The following is a 25,618-nucleotide window of genomic DNA, read 5'->3' on the forward strand; positions in this document are numbered from 1 at the left end:
CCTCGAGCACCTGAGCATGCCCGCACGCGGGCGCACCCGCACCTCGAGCACGGGCTCGGGACGCATGGGCCCGTCGACGATGCGGACGTTCTCGACGACCATGCCTTTGACGTTGAGGAGCTGTTTGAATATGCTGTTCATCAGGCGCTTTTCGGTTGTGTTTTTCTTGGTCGATGAACATCCTAACCAAAAAGCGCTCTTCTCTTACCGGTTCAACGCCTCACCGGCAAACAACCACCCACGAAAACAGCAATAGCGCCCCATAAAAACGGTTTCCAATGTCATCAACAATTCCGGAAGTATGCGTCCGGAAACACGGGAACGTGTTCGTAGAACCATCAACAGTATGGGGTATTCGGTTAACTATTCAGCTCGATCGCTGAAAACGGGAGTATCCAAACTGGTTGGATTGGCTACGTTTGATTTCACTCAATCATTCACGGCTCTATTCGCGCAGTCATTGATTGAAGCTGCTAGGGAACGTGACTATGGCGTGGTCATTAACACATATGACCTTGATGGGGCTGGATTGCCTGAGGCGGTTAATCGTATTCCTTCACTTGGAGCAGATGGATGGATTTTCCTGTCTGGCAAACCGTTAGAGAATGATGGCAGGATACTGCAACAGCAATATCCGATAGTATTCGTTGGTGATTTCAATGCATACAATAAGGCCGATAGTGTAAGAGTTCCTAGTCGAGAGGCTATGGATTCTTTGATATCGCAACTGCTCGGTAGCGGCTTTCAACGAATTGGTTTGATTGGAGCTCCTGAAAGTATTAATGCCAGCAACGTTTGGGCAGCGACGGAAGGCGCTGGTCCATTAAGACTTCGAGGGTATGTTGAGGCGTTTGCTCGCAGGGGAAAAACTGTAGATTGGAATCTGATAGTTCCCGAAAGTCGTTGGTTGAGCAGCGATGGAGAGCGAGCGGTACGCGATTTACTGGGACGTACTATGTGCCCTGAGGTCATAGTGTGTCTGAATGATGCATTGGCATTTGGAGCTGTACACGAGTTGCAACGAATGAGGTTAAGGGTACCGCAGGACGTGCAAGTCGTTGGCTTTGACAATGTACAAGAATGCCAGTTCAGTGCACCGGCCTTGAGCACGATTGATTTGCATATGGAGACATTTGCCTCGGCGGCGGTCGATATGCTTATCGATCGCATCAATGGTTATGCTGGTCCAGCTCGTACTTACACCACTGATTTCACGCTGGTGGAACGGGCCTCGACCTGCTTGAAGTGAGTTATTCATTGTCACAAGAACACAATGAGCATAACGCTCATCTATCATGGCACTAGTGTCATGCTTCAGTGATCCGTTGACGAAATGACTACCCCTCAGTCCCGCTTCACGGGACAGCTCGTCCTGCAATTATGGACGCGCTCTGCGCGCAGTCTGCTGGCTCGCCTGTCGGCTCGCACGTTGCCTACAGACAGCTCCGCTGTTTGCTGCACGGCAATGTCCTGACAATGGGAGCGGGAAATAGCAATCAACGGATTGCTGATGCCGGAGACTGACGATTGTTTTTGATGGATAACAAGATGCCACCGCTTACCTGCAAGAAAGGACAGCATAGTGAAGACTCAGGCATTCGGTACGACGGGTGAGCCGGTGTCGCGCATCGCGCTGGGCGTGATGCGGATGGACGCCTTGGACGATGCTCAGGCAGCGAACATGGTGGGAACGGCGGTTGAATCGGGAATCGACTTCTTCGACACCGCCGACATCTATGGATTCAGCGCTCATCGTGCACATGGCAGCTCCGCGGTATTCGGCAAGGCATGGCGGGCAGCGGGCGTCGCGCGCGACGACATCTTCATTCAGACCAAGTTCGGCATCGTCTATGACCATGACCGACGCGACATCCAGCGCTATGACTTCTCCGCGAAACAGCTACTGGACTCGCTGGACCAGGAGTTGCAGGCACTGCAGACCGATCACGTCGATGCCGTGCTGCTGCATCGCATCGATACGCTGGTGGAACTCGACGAACTCGCCCAGACGTTCGATCGGCTGCTCGCATCCGGCAAGGTACGGTACTTCGGCGTCAGCAATATGGGTCCGTGGCAGATTGAGATGCTTCAACAGGCGGTGGGGCAGAAGCTGCAGGTGAACCAGCTGCAGTTCGGCCTGATGCACACGCAGATGATCGATGCCGAAATCCATATGAACATGTCGGATGGACCGGCGGCCGACCGCACCGGTGGGGTGTTGCCGTATTCCCGTTTGAAGAACATGACCATTCAGGCGTGGAGCCCCTTCCAGTCTGGTACCGAATACGGCCCGTTCGTGGATAATCCGCATTTCCCCGAACTCAATGCCGCGCTCGCCGACAAGGCGTCGGCATATGGGGTCAGCAAGGACGCCATCGCCGCGGCATGGATACTGCGGCATCCGGCGAACATCCAGGTCGTGGCCGGCACGATGAACCCGGAGCGGCTCGAACGGATCTGCGCAGGCACGGATATCGCGCTCAGCCGGCAGGACTGGTGGGACCTCTACCGTGCGGCGGGCAACCTCATGCCGTGATGCACGATCACAGTGGTGTGTGGACTCGCAATAACCCGTGCACAGGGTAAAGGTCGATGGCGTTGCTCAGTTCTGCCCGATTCATGCACCTTACTCGAACAGCGCGGCGTCGGTGGCGGGGTAGCCGAGCTGCATAGCGGTGTAGGCGTGCTTAGCCGCCAAGGCGGACAGGATCATCAGCGTATCGGCATCCGGCTTCGATTTGGTGTCCGCAACCGCTGCGATTTCGGCTCGGGCGCAATCCATTTCGATGGCCGCTGCAGTGGGGACGGTCAGTCCGCTGGCCTTATCCGGAATGGTCACGGGATTCGCCAGCAACGCATCGACCGCATACACCTTCTGCCTAGGGTCGGCATGCGATTGGCCTGTACCCGACGTCGATGAGGTTGATGAACTCGATGAGGCACCCCTCTCGGCAAGCGACACCAATTGCTGCGACGCCGCCTTGTGCATGTCGCTGAGCCGCAAAGTCGCCCCTGCGGTTTTGCCTTGCGCTGCCAGTACCTCCATGGCGAATCCAGCACGGTCCTCGGCCACGGCCATAGCGTCCAACGCTGAGGTCTGGATATCTAGGGATGTGACGCCGTCCAATCGGGCGGCGGTCACCTCGGGCGCCGTCTGACCGAATTTATCGGCGAGCGTCGCCAGGGCTTGTTTGGTCTGGGCATTGCGCAATGTCCCTTCGGCGAATCGATCCGAGCACTGGGCCGCCACATCGATCCAGGCCAGCGGTACCGAGCGCAATGTCATGTAATACCGCAATTGCGGTGTGCCGTCAGGAAGCGCGTCGGCGGCCGTCGATGTGACAAGCGCCTGCTCGCACGGGCTCATTGTGCGTTCGGCCTCGGCCCGTCCCTCCAGCCGTGGCATCGAGCAGGCGGTCAGCGAGCACAGCAACGCCGTGGCACAGACGGCGGCGAACAATCGCGAGGCCGGACCATGATTGCCATGAGGATGTCGGCTGATAGGGGAGTGCACGCCATTGCCGGTGCTAGGAGGACGAAACTCAGTCATTGGCGAGCGTGTCTGCATGGAAAACTAGACTAATAGCAAACTGTGACCAATCAAAGGCCATGCGCCACATAACTTCATAGGAGGTACGGATCGATGGAACTGGACCTGACAGGAATGCACAAGCTCGCAGCCGAGCAAGGAATCGAACCGGAGACTCTTGATGAGGCGCTGGCTGAAGCGCTTCGCCTCGCCTACCTCAAGACCCCGCACGCGGCCAAGCATGCGCGCGTCGAATTGGACGAGCGTTCCGGCAGCTTCACGGTATGGGCCGCCGACGAGATTCCGGTGGAGCCCACCGAGGATGATCCGCATCCCGCGCCGAAGCTGGGCGAGGAATATGACGACACCCCGCATGATTTCGGTCGACTCGCGGCCGCCACCGCGCGTCAGGTCATCACGCAGCTGTTCCGTAAGGCCGAGGACGAGAAGATCTTTGGTGCCTTCTCCGGTCAGAAGGGCAAGCTGATTACCGGCATCGTCCAGCAGGATGCCTCCGATTCCTCCAATGTGCATGTGGCCATGGGCGATGTCGAGGCGCTGCTGCCTCGCCGCGAGCAGGTGCCGGGGGAACGTTACCGGCATGGCGAGCGTATCCGCGTGTATGTGGTCAACGTGGCGCGCGGCATCCGCGGCCCGGAGATCGTGGTGTCCCGCTCCCACCCGGAGCTGGTGCGCAAGTTGTTCGAGCGCGAGGTGCCGGAGCTGGTGTCCGGCGCCGTGTCCATCATGGCCATCGCGCGTGAGGCCGGTGCCCGCACGAAGATCGCCGTCAAGGCCAACACCGACGGCGTCAACCCGAAGGGCGCGTTGATCGGACCCGGCGGCTCCCGTGTGCGTGCAGTGATGGAGAACCTCGGCCCGGAGAAGATCGACATCGTGGATTATTCCGACGATCCGGCGAAATTCGTTGCAGCGGCGCTCTCCCCGGCTGTAGCCACCGGTGTGCAGGTGATCAGCGAGAAGAACAAGACGGCCATCGCCTACATCCACGATGATCAGCTGTCTCTGGCCATCGGCAAGGAAGGCCAGAACGCGCGTCTTGCCGCCAAGCTGACCGGCTGGAAGATTGGCATCGAATCCGCTGAGGCCCATGCCAAGAAGGTGGCGGCGCAGAAGGCGGCCCAGGAGGCAGCTCAGGCTGCCGCGCCGGCTGACGACGCCCGGTGACGCCCGGAATACGCAGTAATCGAGGTAAGCGCGATTTGCGACTGCGTGGTTCCTTGTATCGATTCGTGTATCGAACGTGTCCCGGTTCACAGCATTCCGGACAGTGAAGAAGCCGTGAGCCGTACCGTCAATGGTGCGGCTCGCGGCTTTTTCATGCTATCCAGCGCTATGAGTATGCTGGTGTGGCGTATGTGGGTAGTCGCAGTGTGCGTAAAATCGCCCGCACAAAAGCGAGGTAACACGAACATGGTCGAACGATGAGACAGGGTAGGCTTGCCGTCATCACCAACTGACCACGCTCTTGCACGCGTGGTCACAGAATAGGAGTAATTAGTGGGGAAACCACGCGTATATGAATTGGCCAAGGACTTGAACGTCGACAGCAAAACCGTCCTTGAGAAGCTCAAGGATATGGGAGAATTCGTCAAGTCCGCATCTTCCACCATCGAGCCGCCGGTGGCTCGTCGTCTCAAGGCGGCATTCGCCAAGGACTCGGACAAGGGCGGCGACAGGGGCGGAGCCAAGCCGTCGGCCGCTATACCGCATAAGCCGATCGCGCCGAATATGAACCCGTCGGCTGCTGCACGTGGCGCAAAGAATGCGCAGAACGCGGGTGCCACGCCGGCGCATCACGCACAGCCTGCTCAGCCTGGCCAGCCGGGTCAACAGGGGCAGTCCTCTTCGCACAACCAGCGTGTGCAGGCCACGCCGGGTGCTCGTCCTGCACGTCCGCAGGGGGGTGCTCGTCCGGCGGCACCGTCTCCGGCACGTCATGGCGGCCAGCATGAGAACCGTGAGGGAGGCCGTCCGGCACGCCCGGGACAGGGTCGTCCGAACGGCGGTCAGCCAGGGCAGCATCAGAACAACGGGCAGCGTCAGAACAATCGCAACGCTTCCGCCCGTCCGGCTCCGCATGGCAACGCCAACGGCAACAACAACGGCGGGAATGCATCCAACGCCATCCCGCGCCCGCACGCGCAGGGTCCGCGTCCGGGGAACAACCCGTTCTCCCGCAAGCAGGGCATGCATGCGCCGACGCCGAACGATATCCCAAGGCCTCATCCGATGGCCCGTCCGACCGCTGAAGGCGGACGCAATGGTCGTCCCGGCCGTCCGGGTCAGGGACAAGGACAAGGTCGTGGGTTCCGGGGCGGTCGTCCGGGTCAGGGCGGTGCTCGTCCCGGCCAGTGGGGGCACAACCGTCCGGGTCAGGGCGGTGGCACCCAGGGTGCTGCACAGTCCGGTGCACGCGGCGGATTCCGCGGTGGTGCCGGTGCCGGCAACAACTTCCAGGGCGGCGGCGCACCGAGCAACGGTCCCGCACGCGGCGGTCGTGGTGGCCGCGGCGGTGCCGCAGGCGCATTCGGACGTCAGGGCGGCAAGTCCTCGAAGGCGCGTAAGAACCGTTTGGCGAAGCGTCACGAATACGAGGAGCTGAAAGCACCGACTATCGGCGGCGTGCGCATTCCGAACGGTAACGGTCAGGTCATCCGCCTGCGTCAGGGCGCATCTTTGGCGGATCTGGCAGAGAAGATCAACGTCAACCAGGCCGCACTGGTCACCGTGCTCTTCCACCTGGGACAGATGGCTACGGCCACGCAGTCCCTGGATGAGGAGACCTTCCAGATTCTGGGTGAGGAGATCGGCTGGAACATCCAGCTCGTCTCCGCCGAAGAGGAAGACAAGGAGCTGCTGCAGCAGTTCGACATCAACCTTGATGAGGAAGAGCTGCAGGACGACGAGGATCTGAAGCCCCGTCCTCCGGTCGTCACCGTCATGGGCCATGTCGATCACGGTAAGACCCGACTGCTCGACACCATCCGCAAGACCAACGTCATCGCACGTGAGGCCGGCGGCATCACCCAGCGCATCGGTGCGTACCAGGTCACCGTCACGCTGGAAGGCGAGAAGCGCAAGATCACCTTCCTCGATACCCCTGGCCACGAGGCGTTCACCGCCATGCGTGCCCGCGGTGCCGAGCTCACCGACGTCGCCATCCTTGTGGTGGCCGCCGATGATGGTGTCATGCCCCAGACCGTCGAGGCCATCAACCACGCCCAGGCCGCCAAGGTGCCGATCGTCGTGGCCGTCAACAAGATCGATGTGCCCGGCGCCAACCCGGAGAAGGTCCGTGGCCAGCTTACCGAGTACGGTCTGGTCGCTGAGGAATACGGCGGCGACACGATGTTCGTCGACATCTCCGCCAAGCAGAACATCAACGTGGACAAGCTCCTCGAAGCGGTGCTGCTGACCGCGGACGCCGAGCTCGACCTGAGGGCCAATCCGAATATGGATGCCCGTGGCGCCACCATCGAAGCTCGACTCGACAAGGGTCGTGGTGCCGTGGCCACCGTGCTGGTGCAGCAGGGCACCCTGCATGTCGGCGACGCCATTGTCGCCGGCACCTCATACGGCCGCGTCCGCGCCATGCTTGATGAGAACGGCCAGACGATGAAGGAAGCCGGTCCGTCCACTCCTGTCCAGGTGCTGGGTCTGACCTCCGTGCCTACCGCAGGCGACCTGTTCCTCGTGGCCGCCGACGATCGCGCGGCGCGCCAGATCGCCGAGAAGCGCCAGGCCACCGAGCGTGCCGCCCAGCTGGCCAAGCGCCGCAAGGTTGTCTCCCTCGAGGACTTCAAGAAGAAGTTCGCCGAGTCCGAGATCGATATGCTCAACATCGTCATCAAGGGCGATTCCTCCGGCTCCGTCGAGGCGCTCGAGGACTCCCTGATGAAGATCGAGGTCTCCGACGAGGTCGGCATCCAGGTCATCCACCGCGGTGTCGGTGCCATCACGCAGAACGATGTCAATCTGGCCACGGTCGACAAGGCCGTCATCATCGGCTTCAATGTGCGTCCGAACCGTCAGGTCGCGGACCTCGCCGAACGCGAGGGCGTGGAGATCAAGTACTACTCGGTCATCTACAAGGCCATCGAGGATATCGAGGCCGCGTTGAAGGGCATGCTCAAGCCGGAATACGAAGAGGTCGTCACCTCCCACTCCGAGATCCGCGAGATCTTCCGCTCCTCCAAGTTCGGCAACATCGCCGGCGTCATGGTGCAGGACGGCGAAGTCAAGCGCGGTACGAAGTGCCGTATTCTGCGCAACGGCGTCGCCACGGTCAACGATCTCGAGATCTCCTCGCTGCGTCGTTTCAAGGACGACGTCCAGTCCGTCAAGGAAGGCTACGAGGCCGGTATCAACCTCGGTTCCTTCAACGACATCGAGATCGGCGACATCATCGAAACCTTCGAGATGCGAGAGGTCGAGCGCAAGTAGTCCACGAAGTCGATGTCCCAGGTTCCCATCTGAACGAATCAGGATATCGCCCACCGGCCCCACGATGCACTGCGGGGCTGACTGCAGGTAATTGAACTGAGGGGGTCCACGGCATTCGCCGATGAGCCCCCTCAGTCGTCTACGATGATACTTTTTGGCGAGCAGCCAACAACTACAGAAGGAAACACCAATGGCAGGAACCAATCCCCGTGCTGCACGTATCGCTGCGCTGATCCAGCGCGTCGTCGCCTCCTCCATCGAGCGCGAACTGCACGACAAGCGTCTGTCCAACATCACCATCACCGAAGTCCGTGTCACCAACGATCTGCAGATCGCGAAGATCTACTGGACGCAGCTCGGGCACGAAGGCAAGGAATCCGGCGAGCGCAAGCGCGCCCAGCAGGCCCTTGATCAGGCCAAAGGCCACCTGCGTACGCTGGTGGGGCGCAAGGCCGGACTGCGCTTGACCCCTCAGCTGCAGTTCGTGTTCGACGAGGTGCCCGGTGAGGCCCACGAGATCGAAGACATCCTGATGCTGGCCAGAAAGCGCGATGAAGAACTTGCGAAGGCCCGTGCCAACGCCCAGTACGCCGGCGACGCCGACCCCTACAAGCATGACGACGAGCCGGACGAAGACGATTTCGACGATGACGACGAGGCCGAGACGGACGACGCCGGTATTGACGACGCCGATTCCGACTATGGCGACGCCGACGATTCCGGCGACGCCGATGCCGTCGATGACGAGAACCCCGACGATGTCGATAACGAGAACCCCGAAGCCTGAATCCCATATGTCACAGGCTCAATCAAGCGGACTGCTCATCGTCGACAAACCTCAAGGAGTCACCAGTTTCGACGCGGTCGCTGCAGTGCGCGGCGCGCTGCATATCAAAAAGGTCGGGCACGCCGGCACGCTCGATCCGATGGCCACCGGCGCATTGGTCATCGCGTTCGGCCACGCCACACGATTGCTCAATGCCATCGTGGCGCATGACAAGACCTATGAGGCTACGATTCGGCTTGGCCTCACCACCGACACCGATGACGCCGAAGGCGCGGTGCACGTGGATGAGTCGATACACTCCCGGTGGAAGGAGCTCGCCGAGCGTCATGGGGAACAGGGTTCCTGGCAGACGGGAACATTCTGGCATGACCTGCTTGCCAACACCATCGCCTCGCACTTCACCGGGAACATCGAACAGGTTCCCAACACTTTCTCCGCCATCAAGATCAACGGCCAACGCGCCTACGATTTGGCCAGGGAAGGCAAGGACGTGGAACTCAAAGCCCGTCCGGTCACCGTCAGCGAGTTCTCTGTGCTGGATGTACGCGCGGGCGTCGTGACGGGGAAGAACGCCGGCGAGCCGTTGCTGGAGAAGGATGTTGCATCGTTCCCGTTCGATTCGGCTGCGGGTCCGGACCAATCCCTTTGTTCCTCTCTGAATGACCATTCCGTCGTCTCTGGCGATGGCGAGTCGGATCCGCGAGGCGTTGATACCGCTATTTCAGTTGCGGTCACTGGTCTGATACCGGTCCTCGACGTGAATGTACGCATCAGTTGCTCGTCCGGAACCTACATACGTGCCTTGGCTCGTGATCTGGGCATGACGCTCGGCGTCGGTGGCTATCTGACCCGCTTGCGGCGCACTCGCGTCGGACGGTTCGCGCTGCCGGATGATGCCAGCGGGCTCATTGCGGCTGACGCCATGCAGCAGACATCCGCTCATACCATCACCGCCCATGCGGAGCCCAAGACATTCGTCAACCGCGAAGGGGAGCGTGTCTCCCGCAACTCATGTATGTTGGACACTCCGGCAGGGCTTGCCGGCGAGGAGCGTCGCGCATGGGTGCTGGGTCGCGCACTGACCATGGAACAGGCGACTCGCGGTGCCATGCCCGTTGTGGATATCACAGCCGAAGAGGCTGCGGAGCTGCGATTCGGCAGGCGTATCGAACGGGTGGTTCTCCGGGATACGCAGGTCGCTGCCATCGCTCCCGCGCGGGATGACGTATCGGGTGATGCGCCAGCCGATGTGGTGGCTATTCTCGAACGTGCGAACGCGCATCAGGCCAAACCGGTCACGGTATTCCCCCTCGCGTAAAGTGGTCACGGCTGGTGTGATTCCTCTGGACACCTCTCATACAGAGTCGCCAGGCACTATGTGACCGAAAGGAATCTCTGGGTTGCGCATGGATGCAACCCAATGTGGATAAAGGAAATCCTAGGATATGGAAATCACCTATTTGACTCCCGATGAACACGGCGAAGTCGAATGGCCTTCATTCGACAATGACAGAAAAGCCGTGGTGACGTTAGGCGCGTTCGATGGCATGCATCGTGGCCATCAGGCCGTTATCCGCCGTACGGTGGAGCTCGCGCGCCAACACGGGGCGTTCTCGGTGGTGATTCTGTTCGATCCGCGTCCGGCGTTTGTGCATGGCTGGGCCGCCAAGCATGACGGCAAAGAGCCTACGGCGGCGAATATCGATGCCGAGGCGCTGACCAGCGCACATGAACGTCTCCGCCGCATGGAGCAGCTTGGTGTCGATCATGTGCTGGTGGTGCGGTATACGTTGGCGTTCGCATCCAAGTCCTACATCTTCTTCCTCGGTCGGCTGACCGGCAAATTGGGCATGCGCACGCTGGTGCTCGGCCAGGATGCCGCCATGGGCAAGGGAAGGGAGGGCGATGTCGCGCATATTGCGAACCTCGCCGCAGCCACCGGCGTCTTCGAGCTTGATGTAGTGGATGATCGGGGTCCCGGGGAGGTGCGTATTCCACGCGATTTCAAGCCCGAAATGCCCGAACAGTGGGGTGAGCCGCACGATCCCCTGGCTGGTGCCACCAAAGCTGAGAGGCGCGCCTGGAGCAAGAAGCATCAAGCCAGGGCGATGCGCGCATGGAGCTCCACGAATGTGCGCTATCTGCTGGCGCATGGACGCATCCAGGATGCCAACGCCATTCTGGGGGAGCCTCATGGCATCGAAGGCGTGGTGGTGCATGGCGAGGAACGCGGCCGGACCATCGGATTCCCGACCGCCAATCTCGGCACGGATGTCGAAGGCTACATTCCTGTGGACGGCGTATATGCCGGCTGGCTGGTTGATCTGGGGCCCGCATCGACACAAGACGGGCAGGGGAGCGTGTCATCTGAGGTGCAGTCTGAGTCGCAGTCCAACATGCCGGCCGGACGGGAGGAGTCGGCTGATTGTGATGCCGCATCGCGTGAGCCGCTCCGTTGGCCTGCCGCCATCTCCATCGGCACCAAGCCCACGTTCAGCGAGAAGACCGGACTCCATGAACGTGTGGTGGAATCCTATTGCATCACCGATGATTGGCTGGAACTCTATGGGCACAAGGTACGTGTGGAATTCACCGGTTTCCTGCGTCCGCAGGTCAAGTTCGACGGTCCAGACGCGCTGGTCGACGAGCTCAAGCGCAATGTCGAGGAGACCAGGCGTCTGACGGCATGACGACAGACGCCTGATGAGCGTCTAGTGACGGAAGTGGGCGAAGAATTCGCGTGTTTCCGGATTGGTGGATTCATCCATGACTTCACGTGGCGTGCCGTTTTCCGCGATGACGCCATTGCGCAGCAACACGATGCGATCGGCAGCCTCATGCGCGAAACTCATTTCATGGGTAGCCATCAGAATCGTGGTCCCCTGCGACTTCAGCTCTGCGACCATGTGAAGCACTTCGCCTACCAGCATCGGATCCAATGCCGAGGTGATCTCGTCCAGCAACAGCAGTTCAGGGTCGGTCATCAGCGCTCGGGCGATTGCTACACGCTGCTGCTGGCCGCCGGAAAGCTGATCGGGGTAGGCGTCCGCCTTGTTGCGCATGCCGATGCGGTCGAGCAGCTCAAGTGCCCGCGTCCGTGCGCGGTCCTTATCCCAATGGTGCACTTTGATGGCTGCCAGCGTCACGTTCTTCAACACCGACATGTGCGGGAACAGATTGAATTGCTGGAAGACCACGCCGATGCGGGAACGGATCTGATCCTGATTCGCGCGTGGGTCGGTGATGTCGGTGTCACCAAGCCAGATCTGCCCGTCATCCACTTGCTCGAGCAGATTGACGCATTTCATCAGCGTCGACTTGCCTGAGCCGGAGGGGCCGAGGAGCGCGACCACCTCATGGGGGTTGATGTCGAACGATATGCCTTTCAGCACTTGGGTGGAACCGAAGGATTTGCGTACATCGTCCAAGCGCAGCACCGGTTTGGAGGTGGTGGTGTTGGAAGTCTGCTGTGCATGGGAGTCGTTCACTGTGGTCTCCTTCTTCGTCAGTGCCTCACTCATGGTCATATTCATGTGTCCGTGTCGAGTTCATGCTCGCGGTAGGCGGCTCATGCTCATACTGTGCCCGCGCTCAGCTCGCGCTTGCGTAGACGTGCCGTGTACCAATCGTTGAGCAGGATGAACGGCACGCTCAGGAGGATGAAGAGCAGGCTGGCCACTACATATGGGGTGAAATTGTATGTGCTGGCCACATCGATCTGTGCGGCGCGCACGGCATCCACGGCACCCAGCACGGAAATCAGGCCGACATCCTTCTGCATGGAGATGAAGTCGTTCATGAGCGCCGGCGCGACTTTGCGCAACGCTTGGGGGATGACCACCAATCGGGTGGTCTGCCCGGCAGTCAGGCCCAGTGAACGGGCTGATGCTCGCTGTGAGGGATGCACGTCGTTGAATCCGGCGCGCAGTACCTCGGAGACATACGCGCTGTAGCCCATGATCACGGCGATGGTGCCGAGAATCGAGGGGTCGATGCGTCCGAACAGACCCAGACCCGGGATGCCGAAGCCGATGAGGTACAGCACCACGATGATCGGCACACCGCGCATCACGGTCGTATAGATCAGCGCCAGAATCCTGACGGGGAAGAGGATGGGGGATCGACTGGTACGGACCAGCGCGATCAGGGTGCTGAGTATCGCCACGCCGACGAGTGCGACGAGCAGGACCTTGATATTCAGCCACAGGCCTTTGAGCACGTCAGGGAATGACTGGACGAAATACTCGCCGGAGAAGAATGTCTCTTTGACCCGAGGCCAGCCGGGGGAGAGTTTCAGGCCGACGACGATGATCACCACGAACACCACCGTGCTGATCAGGCTGGTGATCACCGATTTGATCTGCTGCTGGAGCCGGTATTGACGACGGTCCAACTCGACTTGACTGGTGGCATGCGCTGCAGGCTGAGCGCTGCGGGAATCGCCTTCCGGCGCGGTGAATGATCCGGTCATAGCTGAACCTCGTTTGCTTGTCTGAAGAACCATTGTTTGCCGTATTCGGGTGATGATGTGCATCATACCCATGGATACGGCTCTGATATCACCGTGTATTCCACAATGAGGTCTTCCACAATATGAGGAGGAACGGTGGCATCAGAGCCGTGCAATCATGGCGATAGTCGCCATCAACGATGTGCGACAGGCCGCTGTCACTTCAATTCGGTCAGGTCGGTGGTGTACTCGGCCAGCCACTTGTCCTGCAGCTGCTTCAACGTGCCATCCGAATTCAGCTCGTCCACGGCCTTGGTGGTGGCGGCGGTGAGCTTGGAATCCTTCGGCAGCACGATGCCCATGCCGTTCTTGTCTTCGGAGCCGGCGATACGGCCAAGCACGGTGGCGTCCTTCACCTGTTCGGACTGCACCATATACACGCACTCCACGGTGCTGGTCACCAGGGCGTCAATCTGACCTGCATCAAGCGCCTGGGCCAGAGCGGCATCATCGTTGAAGGTCTGGATGTCCTCCTTGATGGACTTCTTGACGTAGTCGTAAGCCAGGGTGCCCACCATTACGCCGATGGTCGCGTCCTTGAGGTCGGCCAGCGACTTGGCGTTGGCGAACTTGCCGTCCTTCTTGACGATGACGGCCTGGCTGTCGTTGTAGTAGCTGGAGGAGAAGTCGACTGCCTTCTTGCGGGCGTCCGTGATGCCGAACTGCTGGATGTTCATATCCCAGTCCTTGGCACCCGGGGCGATGGCGGAGTCGAAGGTGGTGCGGACCCACACCACATCGCTCTTCTTGAAGCCGAGCTTTTCGGCCACATCGTAAGCGACGGCGGCCTCATAGCCTTCGCCGGATTCCGGCTTGTCGTTCATGACCCACGGCTCGTACGCGGGCTCGCCGGTGGCGATGGTGAGTTTGCCGGGCGTGACGGTCTGCTGGGTTATATCGCTGGAATCCGCGGCATCGGAGCCTGCGGATTGGTTGGAGCTGGAACCGCAGGCGGCGGTGAAGATCAGGGCCATGGCGCTGACGGTCGCGGCTGCGAAGCGGATAAGCCCCTTCGTGTTGTTGAACATGATGATTCCTCTCTCTTGTGCCTTATTGGGATAATGATTATTGATGTGGCACTCGGCGCGTTATGGCGATGCCGTGAGACCGACATCCCGCGCCTGATTCGCCGGTTTGGCGCTGTGCGCCAATTGTAGGACAGTCATATTGCCGGTGTTGCCACTGCCTTCATATTGGGATATCGGCGTTGGTTATGGCGGGTTATCACAACGTGTCCGGTGCGCTTGCGGTTCGTGTGCGAACCGCGTCCTTACCTATTCGAATGTGAACTCGGCCGATTGCCGCCGATTTCGACGGTTGTTGCCATGTCGCCTCCTATTCGAGGGTGAACCCTTCGAATACGAAGCCTGGACTGACCACGCAGGATACCAGTGCATCTCCTTCGCCGGGCAGTGTGCGCTGCCACACGCCGGCTGGCACCACGGCATGACCGATGACCGGTTTGCTGGCGCTGTGCGCGGCCTCCTCGAAATCGACTGCGCGCAGGGGTTCCTGCGTGTTGTCCTGTGCGCTGCTCTGTGTATCGACACGAGCATCACCGTAGTGAGCATCACCGTCGTGGAACTGGTCATGCCGTGGCGTGATTCCCGACCCCAATATGATGCGGGTGCGCTCGCTATTCGCATCGGCGGGTGCTTCTCCACTGCCTCCAAGCTCCAGAGTCACCGGAGCTGGCCCGTGCCAGAGCCACAGCTCGTCGGCATCCACCTTGTGCCAGGCGCTGGCGTCGCCTTCGGGCAGCAGAAAATAGATAAGCGATGCGAGTGGCCGTCCGCTGGCCCTGTCCTCACATGGGCTTTGCCAATCGCGCGTATACCAGCCACCTTCAGGATGTGCTTCGAGACCAAGCCGGTCGACTATCGACCGCGCCCATGCGCTCATGTTCTCTATCGCGACACTCATGGTTGTTCTCCTCCTTACTCGTCCGACCGTTGCGGGCCCACTGTGGGCAGAGGGCCGGGTCACCAAGCATGGTTGTTGTAGGTCTCATGGCCTGCGATCACGGTGGCGCGATTGGTTCCCGCGCCGTGCCTCACCAATGTCTCCAGAGTCGCTTCGATGCCGGCCGGCGATGACGTGTCCACCGGAATGTCGAAGAACGCCAGGTCGGCGAGCGCTCCCGCGTTGATCTGGCCGATACGGTTCACGCCCACGTGCATGCCCATGGACGCGGCGCCTCCCAACGTCATCATGCGAATCAGACGATGGGTCAGGTCGTCGTTCGTGTATCCCTGTTCTCGTGCCAGGTCATAGAGCATCGACACATCATCGAGCAGGTCGAGGCTTGGCGTGCTGGAGAGCGAATCGGTTCCCACCGCCACCAGATTGCCTTCCTCGAGATATTCGCGGATGGGTGCGTCCTTGCCGGTGTTGGTGATGCGGTTCGACCGGGGACACAAGGCCACGCCGACGCCACGCTGTCTGAGGATACGTCGATCCTCCTTGTCCGCCCACACGCCGTGGGCGATATGCACATCAGGTCCCAAGGATCCGAGCTGGTCGACGAATTGAATGGCTGAGGCTCCCTTGCCGACCTCTTTGAGCTGTTTATAGCTCACCCAATCATGATCGCGCCAATCGGCGGCTGAATACGTGGTGAGCACGGGCGGATAGGTGCCCGCTTCAAGCGGGGTTTCCGCAAGATGGATGTGCAGTCGCATATTGAGTCGGCGTGCAATATCCGGCAGATCCACGAACGGTTCGGATTCCAGCGTATACGGCGCATGCGGACTGATGCCCAGATTGGGGAGACGCTCCTGGCTCATCTTGCGCAGCTGACGGCTCAGCTCGGTGCGCCCCTTCTCCAGCCATTCATCATTATGCCAGCCCATGACCTCCCAGTAGGCGATGCCGTGCATGCCCTGGGAAGCCAGGGCGCCTGCGGCATCCAGATCGGTGACGATATCGGCTGCCGCCGTCGTCCCTGATTCGACCATCTGACGCGCGCCGTCTTCGCCCCATTGCTTCCAAGGCTGTGTGCGTTGCGCTTCGGCGTATACCGCGTTGAAGGCCAGCTCCCAGGCGCGGAACCGGTCATAGGTGCCACGTCCTACTTCTGCCATGCCGCTGTATTGCAGATGGGTATGTGCGTTGATCAGCCCCGGTGTCAGCACGCCATCCCAATGACGCTCGACGATGGTGGCGTTCTGTGTGGTCTCCTGCTTGAGCGCTTCCAGCACCCAATGACGCTTGCCGACGTGCATGACGCGGTCGCCGTGCACCGCCACCGCGCCATCGATGATGACCGGGCCGGTCACCGGAATCACCAATCGTGCCGAATATAGCGTCACATGGTCCACCAGCTCCGGGTCGGTGTCTGACCAGACATGTACTGCAGAATGGTTCATCAGGCCTCCTTGGTCGCCGGGGTATCCGCTTCGGGGTGTGTGACAGAGTGACGCGCGTTCTCCTCGAACCTCGTCAATCGCCAGTCATAGCCATTATCGGCCACCGCGTGGCTGGCCCGATAACCGCGTGCCTTCAATGCCGCGTTGGCTATGCGACGGTCGGTCGTGGCATCAAGCCGGATCAGATGGTGGGGGAGCTCCCCGCGGTGGTCGAGCAGGTAGGCCACCGCGCTGGCCTGCACGGCGAAGCTCAGATCCATGATTTCAATCGGATTGCCGCCACCGACCGTGTAGTTCACCCCGTCACCATCCGCGAACAATGTCACCGTAGGCCCATCCGGAACATGCAGCTCGACGCTGTCCCGGTTCACCTCCGGCATGAAATGGGGGATCTCATCCAGTGCGATCTCATTCGCGATACCACCGATGACGGCCACGACCGCGCCTTCATGCATCAGACGCAAATGGTCGAGCGTGATCGTATGACGCACCCCGGTGGCGGAGACCACGATGTCCGCTTCGGCGAGCGCATCATCGATGTCTTGCGCTGCGAACCCATCGAATACCGCTTGCAGGGCGGCCACCGCATCGATGTCGCATACCGTCACTGTGGCGCCGAGCGCGCGGACTCGGCGGGCGAACCCACGGCCCACAGGCCCATAGCCGATCACGGTGACCCGCGCGTTCTCGAATGCATGATCGCCGAGGATTCGCTGCATCGTGGTCACGCAGGTCTCTCCAGTGCCATGGGCGTTATCAAAGCCGGTCTTCAGCATGCTGTCGTTCACTGCGACCACGGGGTATGTAAGCGCACCGGCAGCCTCCATGCCTGCGAAGGCGCGCACGCCGCTGGTCGTCTCCTCGGCCACGCCGATGAGATTCGCTACAAGGTCCGGACGCTCCAGCGAGGCGAGACGGGCGAAACTCGCGCCATCGTCGATGATGATATCCGGTTCGATGGTGTCAAGCAGTCGCAACGCGGCGTCGTGCGCCTGTTCCGGGGTCCAATCGCGACTAGACTCCACGATGACGCCCTCTCGTCTGAGCTGTTCGGCCACACGCGGGTCGGTCGAGTCCGGTCCGCAATAGACGCCGACAATTGCGCCTGCGGCTTTCAGTTTGCGCAACAGAATCGCCGTCTTCGGCTCGAGGATAAGACATACGGCGATGCGGACGCCGGTGAAATCGGTGCCTTCCTGCTGCAGTTCCGACAACACGTTGTGCAATACGGGCATATGCGCTTCGGCATAGGCCATTGCCTCCAGTCCGGTGGCGTCGCGCATGTCGGGAATCTCGTCGATTGGCGTGTCCGCGTCAAAGCGGAATGATGCGGCAGCCATGCTTGTCTTGCCGCAGGTGGTTTCGACGGCCATGCCCCATTCCTGTGCCGCCCGCTGTGAGTCTGGTGTCATCCCGGAAGGGGTGGCAACGAGGCATGCGCCCGCCAGTGAGCGGTTCGTGCGCTGTGACATGGCTTCGGCCCAGGAGGCGAAGTCGTGAGGCGATGTATGGTCTGGCGTCATCCCTGTTGCCATGCTTGTCTGTGCTTCCGTGTCCATTGCTGACCCCTTGTCGTGGATTGTCCCTGTTGCGGATTGTCCATATGCCTGTGCTGTTTGGCGTACGTCCGTAATGTACGGCATCCGTCTGCTGTTTGGCATCCGTCCGCCGTTCATGGGTTATGCTCGTCGTCCGCAGCGTCCGCCTGTCGGATGGTGAGCACCATCCTAAAGCATGTCCGCGCGTTCGTCCGATGCCGCCATGCGCGGCTGGCGGACCGTGGCATCGTGCCGGCCTGTCAATCGGTCACTTCATGAGCGCCTCCAATGCATCCTTGAGATGGATGACCTCGATGACGTCGAGTCCCGGCACGGTAAAGCGTTTGCGCATGGACGGCACCACGGCCGCAGTGAATCCCAGTCTTGCCGCCTCGCGCAGACGGTGCTCCAAACGGGGTACCGGACGAATCTGCCCGGTGAGGGATATCTCTCCGATGGCGCATGTGGTGCGCGATATCGGCCGGCTCTTTGCGGCGCTCGCCAATGCGCCCACAATGGAGAGGTCACAGGAAGGCTCCTTGGCGTTCCCGCCCGCAATCGTGGAAACATACAGGTCGTTGGCGAGCAGATTGATGCCGCCGTGACGGTACAGCACTGCCGTCAACATGGCGATGCGGCTTGGATCCACGCCGTTGACCGCGCGCCGTGGTGTCGGCAGCACTGATTTCGTAACCAGCGCCTGCACCTCGATGGGCAGGCTGCGGTGCCCGTCCAGAGTGAAGGTGATGCATGTGCCGTCCACCGAACCGGTGTCGGAGTCCCGGCCTGCGCCGGTGGACAGGAACAGTCCTGTAGGATCGGTGACTTCCTCGATGCCTTCGCCGCTCATATCGAAGCAACCGACCTCGTCGGTCGGTCCGAACCGGTTCTTGATCGCTCTGAGCATGCGCAGCGCTGTCTCGCTGTCTCCTTCGAACTGACAGACCACATCCACCAGATGTTCCAGCGTCCTGGGGCCGGCGATCGAGCCGTCCTTGGTGACATGGCCAACGAGGAACACCGGGATATCTAGTGTCTTGGCGGTGTCGATCAATGCGCTTGCCACTTCGCGAACCTGCGTGGAACCGCCTGAGATGCCATCGACCTCCTGGGAGACGATGGTCTGCGCGGAATCCACGATTGCCAACGCCGGCCTATGCTGCTCGATTAGGCCGAGCACTGTGGACAGGTCGGTCGTCGAAGCCAGCAGCAGGTTCTGTTCTACGGCGTTGATTCGTGTGGCGCGCAGCCGAACCTGCGCCTGCGATTCCTCGCCGGAAATATACAGCACGGTGCCTGATTGCGCCTGTCCGCCATTGCTTTCCCGGGAACGGGACGCATCGGGATGCGCAACGGCGCGAGCCACATTGCCTGCGGTCTGCAGCAGCAGTGTCGACTTGCCGATGCCAGGCTCGCCTGCGATAAGCGTCACCGATCCGGGCACCACGCCGCCGCCCAGCACGCGGTCGAATTCGCTGAATCCGGTCGAAAGCCGCAACACCGTCTCCGTGCCGATCTCGGTGATGGGCCTGGCGGCTGCACGGGCGGTGCTTGGAACCGCTACAGATGGCGTGCGTGATGTACGGCCCGGTGCCGCTGTTCGCGAACCGGAGGCCGCTTTCGCTTCATGGAACTCCTTCACGGTGCCCCACTGCCCGCATTCGGGGCATTTGCCGTACCATTTCGACCCGCTCCACCCGCATTCGGAACATACGTAATGCACAATTGACTTCGCCATGGTTCCACACTAACGCCGGATTTCGGTAGCGGTAAATTTTTTCCCTGTCTGATGGTACGGAAAAGCGTCACGCGGCTGTGAGAGAATTTGGCCATGACCAACTCCGAGACTGTTTCGACGACGCAATCCCACGGCAAATTGATCGCCGTGGTGATTGCCGCCGCTGTAGTGATTATTCTGGCAGTGCTTTCCGCGTTCGTATGGCCGGGTTGGGCCATCAAGAAGGATGATGCCAGCGCTCCTCAGACGACGCAGCAGCAGGCCGCTGCGGAGGAGCCAACCAAGCCGACCATAGATTCCACGGCCCTGCCGGATGACGCCAGCGAGCTGTTGAAGGCGATGCCGGACAGCGTGCTGAATTTCGCCCGCACGAAGGCCGAGGCGACGACTTCTTGGAGCAGTGCTTCTCCGCTTGAGGAATACACGGTTACCTATTCCACCGGAGACAGCGCCAAGGACGTTACTCTGGTGGTCGCCCAATGGTCCACCGCGGATAACGCCAAGACGCAGTATGACGCTCTGGCGGCGGCGCAGACCGGTGAGGAGCTCGCTTCGGGTAATGTCAAGGTCTCCGGCGACACCACCGGTTCATACACCGTCAAGGCGAATCCTTCGGATGCCAAGAAGGCCGTCGCCACGTGGCAGAACGATACGGTGGTGTTTCAGGCGAGCGGTGACAAGCAGGCACTGGAACGGTTCTATCAGAAGTTCCCGCTGTGATGCACCACCTGTGAATGGACATGCGATTGCGTTGACAAGGCTGCCTCGATGGCGGCCTTGTGTTGTATCTGTGGGTGCTTGGCATGTCCTGTGAGTTTGCGTGAACGCGGCGTGAACGGGTGATGAAGCGCCGTGCGGCACACGAGTTCCCTCTGTCTTGCAACACGTGTACTATAGTGCGAGTTGCAACTTTTACGATTAATCGAAATGGAGGCTTCAGATGGGTTCTGTCATCAAGAAGCGCCGCAAGCGGATGAGCAAGAAGAAGCACCGCAAACTGCTGCGTAAGACCCGCCACCAGCGTAAGTAGTCTTACCTGCAATCAAGGCATGAAAACCCCGCAATCGCAACGAATGCGGGGTTTTTCGTATTCCATCGTGCTTCACGGATTGCTGGCATATGGACGCCGATATGCAAAGCCGCTTTCGCTGGGCGCATCTGCGTTGCGAAAGCGGCTTGTCTTGGGATGGCCGATGTGGAATCCGGTCGGTGTGATTGGCTGAATAGGTGCGATTGATGGTCGCACCTAATCAGCCAATCACTGAGAGAGGCCGTAAAGGTCACTTGTTGGCGTTGGTCAGCACACGCGGGCCGTTCGGGTCGCCCACGATGACCTTGTCCACCATGTTGAGGAACAGTCCGTGCTCCACCACGCCGACCGTGGTGATGAGGTCTTCGGCCAGCTCCTGCGGATGGTCGATGCGCTCGAGGTGCAGGTCGACCACGAAGTTGTTCTCGTCGGTGCGCACCTCCTTGCCGTCGGCGTCAAGACGAAGCACCGGCTTGTAGCCCTTGGCCTCGAACTTCTTGATCACGTGGCCGGCGCCGAACGGAATCACCTCGACAGGCAGCGGGAACTTGCCGATGGTGTCCACCACCTTGGACTCATCGACGATCCAGACGATCTGGTTGGAGTTGGTGGCCACGATCTTCTCCCACAGCAGGGCGGCGCCGCCGCCCTTGATGCCGTTGAAGTTCTTGTCCACTTCGTCGGCGCCATCGATGGTGATGTCGATGTGATCGACGTCGTCGATGTCCACGATCTTGATGCCGTAGCTTTCGGCCTGGGCCTGGGTGCGGCGGGAGGTGGTCACGCCGGTGAACTCGAGGCCTTCCTCCTGATGGCGGCGGCCGAGTTCGTCGACCAGGAACTTCACGGTGGAGCCGGTGCCGAGACCGGCGATCATGCCGTCTTGAATGAGCTTGGCGGCCTCGATGCCAGCCGCCTTCTTCAGCGCGTCCTGCTGAGCCTTGTCCATGGGATTTCTCCTTTGTTTCCTTGGTTCAACCGTATAGGTGTAACGGTGCACAGCTTGCTCTCTTATCCTAACGCGCATGAGCGAATTTGTGCCGTCATGTCCGTTTCCCTGCGTATTTGTGCGGATTGTGTGATGTGGGATACCGTTTATTGTGCCGTTTGCGATGCCTGTGTGGTCATTGACGGAAGAACGGTGCATTGGTGATGGTCAGCTTGCCGTCGCCGTCCACGTAACCCTCGATGGCGATCGTGCCGGAGATCGGCAACGGTTGGCCGTTGAAATACGGGCTTGTCTTGGGGGCGGGGGAGAAAGCCAATGTTCCGGACACCGTCAGTCCGCTGGGAGTGGCGCTGTGCTGCCCGGACTGGACGGTGGATGGACGAGGCTGCGCTGGTTGCGCGGATGGTCGTGCATCTGTATCCGGTTGTGTCACAGAGTCGAGCGAATGATCTTCGGCATGCTGCGCATCGTGCGAGTCGTCGGCATGCTCGCCGAAATCGAAATCGGGCACACCCTCCGGCTCCGCCAGCATATCGACGAGCGATCGTCCGGAGGTCTTACCCATACCGGTACGAGATTCGTGCGATTGCGGATGCGTCTTGGACGGTTCGGGCTTTCGCAACGCCGAGGCATCGGCCCTGCCGTCCAATACCAGTTGCACATCCGGTGGTACATCGGTGCCGTGCGCATATTCGGAATGCAGCAACGATTGCCACCCTTCGATCGGCAGATAGCCATCCCGCGCGCCGGAGCGGCAGTCGCCGGCATAGGTGCGGGCCAGCTCGTCCACCAATTCGTTGCCCTCGTTGCCGGCGTGACCTTTGACCCACTTGAAGTTCACGGGCCCGGGGCGCTTGGAGATTTCGGCATCGATGGCCTTGATGAGCTCCACATTCTTCACCGGCTTCTTCTGCGAGTTCTTCCAGCCGTTGCGTTTCCACCCCTTGACCCAGGTGGTGGAGCAGTTGATGGCATATTGCGAATCGGACTCGATGAGCAGCGGCTCCTCGCCGGGGTGCGCGCGCAGCGCCTCCAGCACCGCGCACAGTTCGCCGATTTGATTGGTGCCGTTCGTGGCGCCGCCCGCGTCATAGCCATGCTCATCGTGTTCATGGCCGGGTGTGCCGCCCGCATTCTTGTCGTGGTCGGCCCAGGCCCAGCCCATGGGGCCATTCGGATTGCCGAGGGCGGATCCGTCTGTGGATATGGTGATGGTCATTGGTGTGTCTCCTGTTGTGCAATCCGAATGGCCCCTTCGCGTGCGCCTGTGGTGCGCACGCTCACTTCGCCTACGGTCAGCCCACTGGGCTGCCCGTTATACGGCTCAGCTTTCGGATTGCCGAGGGCGGATCCGTCTGTGGATATGGTGATGGTCATTGGTGTGTCTCCTGTTGTGCAATCCGAATGGCCCCTTCGCGTGCGCCTGTGGTGCGCACGCTCACTTCGCCTACGGTCAGCCCACTGGGCTGCCCGTTATACGGCTCAGCTTTCGGATTGCCGAGGGCGGATCCGTCTGTGGATATGGTGATGGTCATTGGTGTGTCTCCTGTTGTGCAATCCGAATGGCCCCTTCGCGTGCGCCTGTGGTGCGCACGCTCACTTCGCCTACGGTCAGCCCACTGGGCTGCCCGTTATACGGCTCAGCTTTCGGATTGCCGAGGGCGGATCCGTCTGTGGATACGGTGATGGTCATTGGTGTGCCTCCTGTTGTGCAATCCGAATGGCCCCTTCGCGTGCGCCTGTGGTTGCCGCAATAAGTTCAGTCATGCACTCCAGACTACGTGCCCGTGGGGAATATAAGGGCGATATTGCTGTTTTCGCGGGTGATGGTTCGTGGTTAAGCCGTTGGTTGGAGAAAGAGGAGATGGAATGTTCATCGACCAAGAAAAACAGTGGGGCGTTCGGAACCCAGTCCGAACGCCCCACTGTTGTTTGGTGTCAGTCAAGGAGCTGCAGAATCACTCGCTCAGGGCCTTGTCGACCACGAGCTTGGCCTCGTCGAGCACCTTGTCCAGAGCCTCAGGGCTCTCGAAGGACTCGGCGTACACCTTGTAGATGTTCTCGGTGCCGGAAGGACGGGCGGCGAACCAGTTGTCCTTGGTGGTGACCTTCAGGCCGCCGATCTTGGCGTGGTTGCCCGGGGCCTCGGTCAGCTTGGCGGTGATGTCCTCGCCGGCGAGCTGGGTGGCGGTCACGTCGTCGCCGGTGAGCTTGGCGAACTTCTGCTTCTGCTCAAGGGTGGTCGGGGTGTCCACACGCTTGTACCAGGACTCGCCGAAGCGTGCCACCTGGCCCTTGTGCAGCTCGGCCGGGTTCTTGCCGGTCTTGGCGGTGATTTCCGCGGCTAGCAGGTCGGGAATCAGACCATCCTTGTCGGTGGTCCACACGCGGCCGTCCTTGCGCAGGAAGCTCATGCCGGAGCTCTCCTCGCCGCCGAACGCCACCTCGCCGGTGAACAGCGGGTCGACGAACCACTTGAAACCGACCGGAACCTCGACCAGCTTGGCGTTGATGGAAGCGGCCACGCGGTCAATCAGGGAGGAGGAGACCAGCGTCTTGCCGATGCCGGCGCCCTTCGGCCAATCCGGACGATTGCCGCCGAACAGGTACTCAACGACCACGGCGATGTAGTGGTTCGGGTTCATCACGCCCCAGTTCGGGCAGACGATGCCGTGACGGTCAGCGTCCGGGTCGGTGCCGCCGACCAGATCGTACTTGTCCCAAGCGCCGGCGTTGAGCTGGTCGACCAGGCCCTTCATCGCGTACGGGGAGGAGGGGTCCATGCGGATCTTGCCGTCGTGGTCGATGGTCATGAAGCGCCAGGTCGGGTCGACCTCAGGACGCACCACGCCGATGTTCAGGCCGTACTTCTCGTTGATGAGCGGCCAGTAGTTCACGGAGGCGCCGCCCAGCGGGTCGATGCCCAGACGCACGCCGGAGTTGCGGATCACGTCGAAGTCGATGACGTTCGCCAGATCGTCGACGTAGTGCTCGCGGAAGTCGAAGCCCTCGACGTACTCGGACTTGATGGCCTCCTCGTAGGGCACGCGCTTGACCGACTTGTAGTCGCCGAGCAGCTCGTTGGCGCGGGCGGCGATGGCGTTGGTGGTTTCGGCCGGAGCCGGACCGCCGGTGACGGGGTCGTACTTGAAGCCACCGTCGGTGGGCGGGTTGTGGGACGGGGTGACGACGATGCCGTCGGCCAGACCTTCGCCCTCGAAGCGCTGGGTGCCGTCAGCCGCACGGTTGTGGGTCAGGATGGCCTGGGAGACTACAGGGGTGGGCACGAAGTCGTCGCGGGAGTCGATGCGCACGTGCACGCCGTTGGCGACCAGCACCTCGATGGCGGTCTTCTTGGCCGGGCCGGAGAGCGCGTGGGTGTCGGAGCCGAGGTACAGCGGGCCGGTCACGCCGGCCTTCTTGCGGTATTCGGCGATGGCCTGGGAGATGGCGATGATGTGGGCCTCGTTGAACGAGGTCTTCAGGGACGATCCACGGTGGCCGGAGGTGCCGAAGATGACACGCTGCTCGGGGACGGAGGGATCGGGGACGAGGTCATAGTACTTGCCGATGACCTCATCGACGTCAATCAGATCTGCTGGGGTGGCGGGAAGACCCGCATTTGTTGCTACCATGCCTCTTATTCTGCCACGTTTTCCGCAGTTTTGCGTGGATTTATGTTAAGAGTTGTCCGCTTTTGTG

Annotated in this window: 19 protein-coding genes and 2 pseudogenes; 10 read left to right on the top strand and 11 right to left on the bottom strand. The window is 60.8% G+C overall.

What is annotated here, in order from left to right:
• Positions 1-262: 262 nt before the first annotated feature.
• Positions 263-1,249 carry a LacI family DNA-binding transcriptional regulator gene (locus BW14_RS00265; RefSeq protein ID WP_258186007.1) on the top strand — a complete coding sequence of 329 codons (987 nt, stop codon included), beginning with the start codon at positions 263-265 and terminating at the stop codon, positions 1,247-1,249.
• Positions 1,250-1,582: 333 nt separating this feature from the next.
• Entirely contained in the window at positions 1,583-2,536 is a 954-nt protein-coding gene (locus BW14_RS00270; protein WP_140489037.1) for an aldo/keto reductase family oxidoreductase, read from the top strand.
• A gap of 90 nt (positions 2,537-2,626) precedes the next feature.
• On the opposite strand, the gene BW14_RS00275 is transcribed toward BW14_RS00270, so the two are convergent.
• Positions 2,627-3,367, bottom strand: a complete 741-nt coding sequence (locus BW14_RS00275; RefSeq protein ID WP_181162257.1) for a hypothetical protein — start codon at positions 3,365-3,367, stop codon at positions 2,627-2,629.
• 276 nt (positions 3,368-3,643) lie between these two features.
• On the opposite strand from BW14_RS00275, the gene nusA reads away from it, so the two are divergent.
• From nusA to BW14_RS00300, 6 genes and pseudogenes are all read left to right on the top strand, one after another.
• Positions 3,644-4,717 carry a transcription termination factor NusA gene (gene nusA / locus BW14_RS00280; RefSeq protein ID WP_044089080.1) on the top strand — a complete coding sequence of 358 codons (1,074 nt, stop codon included), beginning with the start codon at positions 3,644-3,646 and terminating at the stop codon, positions 4,715-4,717.
• A 333-nt stretch (positions 4,718-5,050) separates the two neighbouring features.
• A pseudogene (locus tag BW14_RS12455) lies at positions 5,051-5,222 on the top strand (translation initiation factor IF-2 N-terminal domain-containing protein); the annotation flags it as partial.
• A gap of 110 nt (positions 5,223-5,332) precedes the next feature.
• Positions 5,333-7,996, top strand: a pseudogene (gene infB, locus BW14_RS00285) (translation initiation factor IF-2); the annotation flags it as partial.
• A 190-nt stretch (positions 7,997-8,186) separates the two neighbouring features.
• Complete coding sequence (rbfA, locus tag BW14_RS00290; protein ID WP_140489039.1) at positions 8,187-8,783, top strand: 30S ribosome-binding factor RbfA; 597 nt, start codon at positions 8,187-8,189, stop codon at positions 8,781-8,783.
• Between the two features lie 7 nt (positions 8,784-8,790).
• Entirely contained in the window at positions 8,791-10,101 is a 1,311-nt protein-coding gene (locus tag BW14_RS00295) for a tRNA pseudouridine(55) synthase TruB (protein WP_140489055.1), read from the top strand.
• Positions 10,102-10,228: 127 nt separating this feature from the next.
• On the top strand, positions 10,229-11,473 hold the full coding sequence (locus BW14_RS00300) for a riboflavin kinase (protein ID WP_140489040.1): 1,245 nt from the start codon (positions 10,229-10,231) through the stop codon (positions 11,471-11,473).
• A 21-nt stretch (positions 11,474-11,494) separates the two neighbouring features.
• On the opposite strand, the gene BW14_RS00305 is transcribed toward BW14_RS00300, so the two are convergent.
• The 7 genes from BW14_RS00305 to radA form a co-directional block, all read right to left on the bottom strand.
• The gene (locus BW14_RS00305) at positions 11,495-12,304 is read right to left on the bottom strand and encodes an amino acid ABC transporter ATP-binding protein (RefSeq protein ID WP_044089158.1); all 810 of its coding nucleotides are present in this window, start codon (positions 12,302-12,304) and stop codon (positions 11,495-11,497) included.
• Positions 12,305-12,357: 53 nt separating this feature from the next.
• On the bottom strand, positions 12,358-13,254 hold the full coding sequence (locus BW14_RS00310) for an amino acid ABC transporter permease (protein WP_140489041.1): 897 nt from the start codon (positions 13,252-13,254) through the stop codon (positions 12,358-12,360).
• A 197-nt stretch (positions 13,255-13,451) separates the two neighbouring features.
• A complete protein-coding gene (locus BW14_RS00315; protein WP_140489042.1) occupies positions 13,452-14,321 on the bottom strand; it encodes an ABC transporter substrate-binding protein in 870 nt (289 codons plus the stop codon).
• A gap of 307 nt (positions 14,322-14,628) precedes the next feature.
• Positions 14,629-15,216 carry a cupin domain-containing protein gene (locus BW14_RS00320; protein WP_140489043.1) on the bottom strand — a complete coding sequence of 196 codons (588 nt, stop codon included), beginning with the start codon at positions 15,214-15,216 and terminating at the stop codon, positions 14,629-14,631.
• A 59-nt stretch (positions 15,217-15,275) separates the two neighbouring features.
• Positions 15,276-16,661: an amidohydrolase family protein gene (locus BW14_RS00325; protein ID WP_140489044.1), complete on the bottom strand. Its 1,386-nt coding sequence runs from the start codon at positions 16,659-16,661 to the stop codon at positions 15,276-15,278.
• Positions 16,661-18,196, bottom strand: a complete 1,536-nt coding sequence (locus BW14_RS00330) for an adenosylhomocysteinase (RefSeq protein WP_140489045.1) — start codon at positions 18,194-18,196, stop codon at positions 16,661-16,663. The genes BW14_RS00325 and BW14_RS00330 overlap by 1 nt, the downstream gene beginning before the upstream one ends.
• A gap of 271 nt (positions 18,197-18,467) precedes the next feature.
• Complete coding sequence (gene radA / locus BW14_RS00335; protein ID WP_140489046.1) at positions 18,468-19,937, bottom strand: DNA repair protein RadA; 1,470 nt, start codon at positions 19,935-19,937, stop codon at positions 18,468-18,470.
• A gap of 93 nt (positions 19,938-20,030) precedes the next feature.
• On the opposite strand from radA, the gene BW14_RS00340 reads away from it, so the two are divergent.
• Both BW14_RS00340 and BW14_RS00345 read left to right on the top strand, forming a co-directional pair.
• Positions 20,031-20,657 carry a hypothetical protein gene (locus BW14_RS00340; RefSeq protein WP_181161722.1) on the top strand — a complete coding sequence of 209 codons (627 nt, stop codon included), beginning with the start codon at positions 20,031-20,033 and terminating at the stop codon, positions 20,655-20,657.
• Between the two features lie 220 nt (positions 20,658-20,877).
• Positions 20,878-20,967, top strand: coding sequence for a 30S ribosomal protein bS22 (locus BW14_RS00345; RefSeq protein ID WP_004268639.1), 90 nt, complete (start codon positions 20,878-20,880; stop codon positions 20,965-20,967).
• 250 nt (positions 20,968-21,217) lie between these two features.
• Here BW14_RS00345 and rpiA read toward each other — a convergent pair whose 3' ends face one another.
• The 3 genes from rpiA to pgm form a co-directional block, all read right to left on the bottom strand.
• Positions 21,218-21,916: a ribose-5-phosphate isomerase RpiA gene (gene rpiA, locus BW14_RS00350; RefSeq protein ID WP_044089068.1), complete on the bottom strand. Its 699-nt coding sequence runs from the start codon at positions 21,914-21,916 to the stop codon at positions 21,218-21,220.
• 175 nt (positions 21,917-22,091) lie between these two features.
• Positions 22,092-23,081, bottom strand: coding sequence for an RNase H family protein (locus BW14_RS00355; RefSeq protein ID WP_375138424.1), 990 nt, complete (start codon positions 23,079-23,081; stop codon positions 22,092-22,094).
• A 793-nt stretch (positions 23,082-23,874) separates the two neighbouring features.
• Positions 23,875-25,551 carry a phosphoglucomutase (alpha-D-glucose-1,6-bisphosphate-dependent) gene (gene pgm / locus BW14_RS00360; RefSeq protein ID WP_140489048.1) on the bottom strand — a complete coding sequence of 559 codons (1,677 nt, stop codon included), beginning with the start codon at positions 25,549-25,551 and terminating at the stop codon, positions 23,875-23,877.
• Positions 25,552-25,618 lie beyond the last annotated feature (67 nt).

It is taken from the genome of Bifidobacterium sp. UTBIF-68 (assembly GCF_006408855.1).
In the GTDB taxonomy this organism is placed as follows: domain Bacteria; phylum Actinomycetota; class Actinomycetes; order Actinomycetales; family Bifidobacteriaceae; genus Bifidobacterium; species Bifidobacterium reuteri.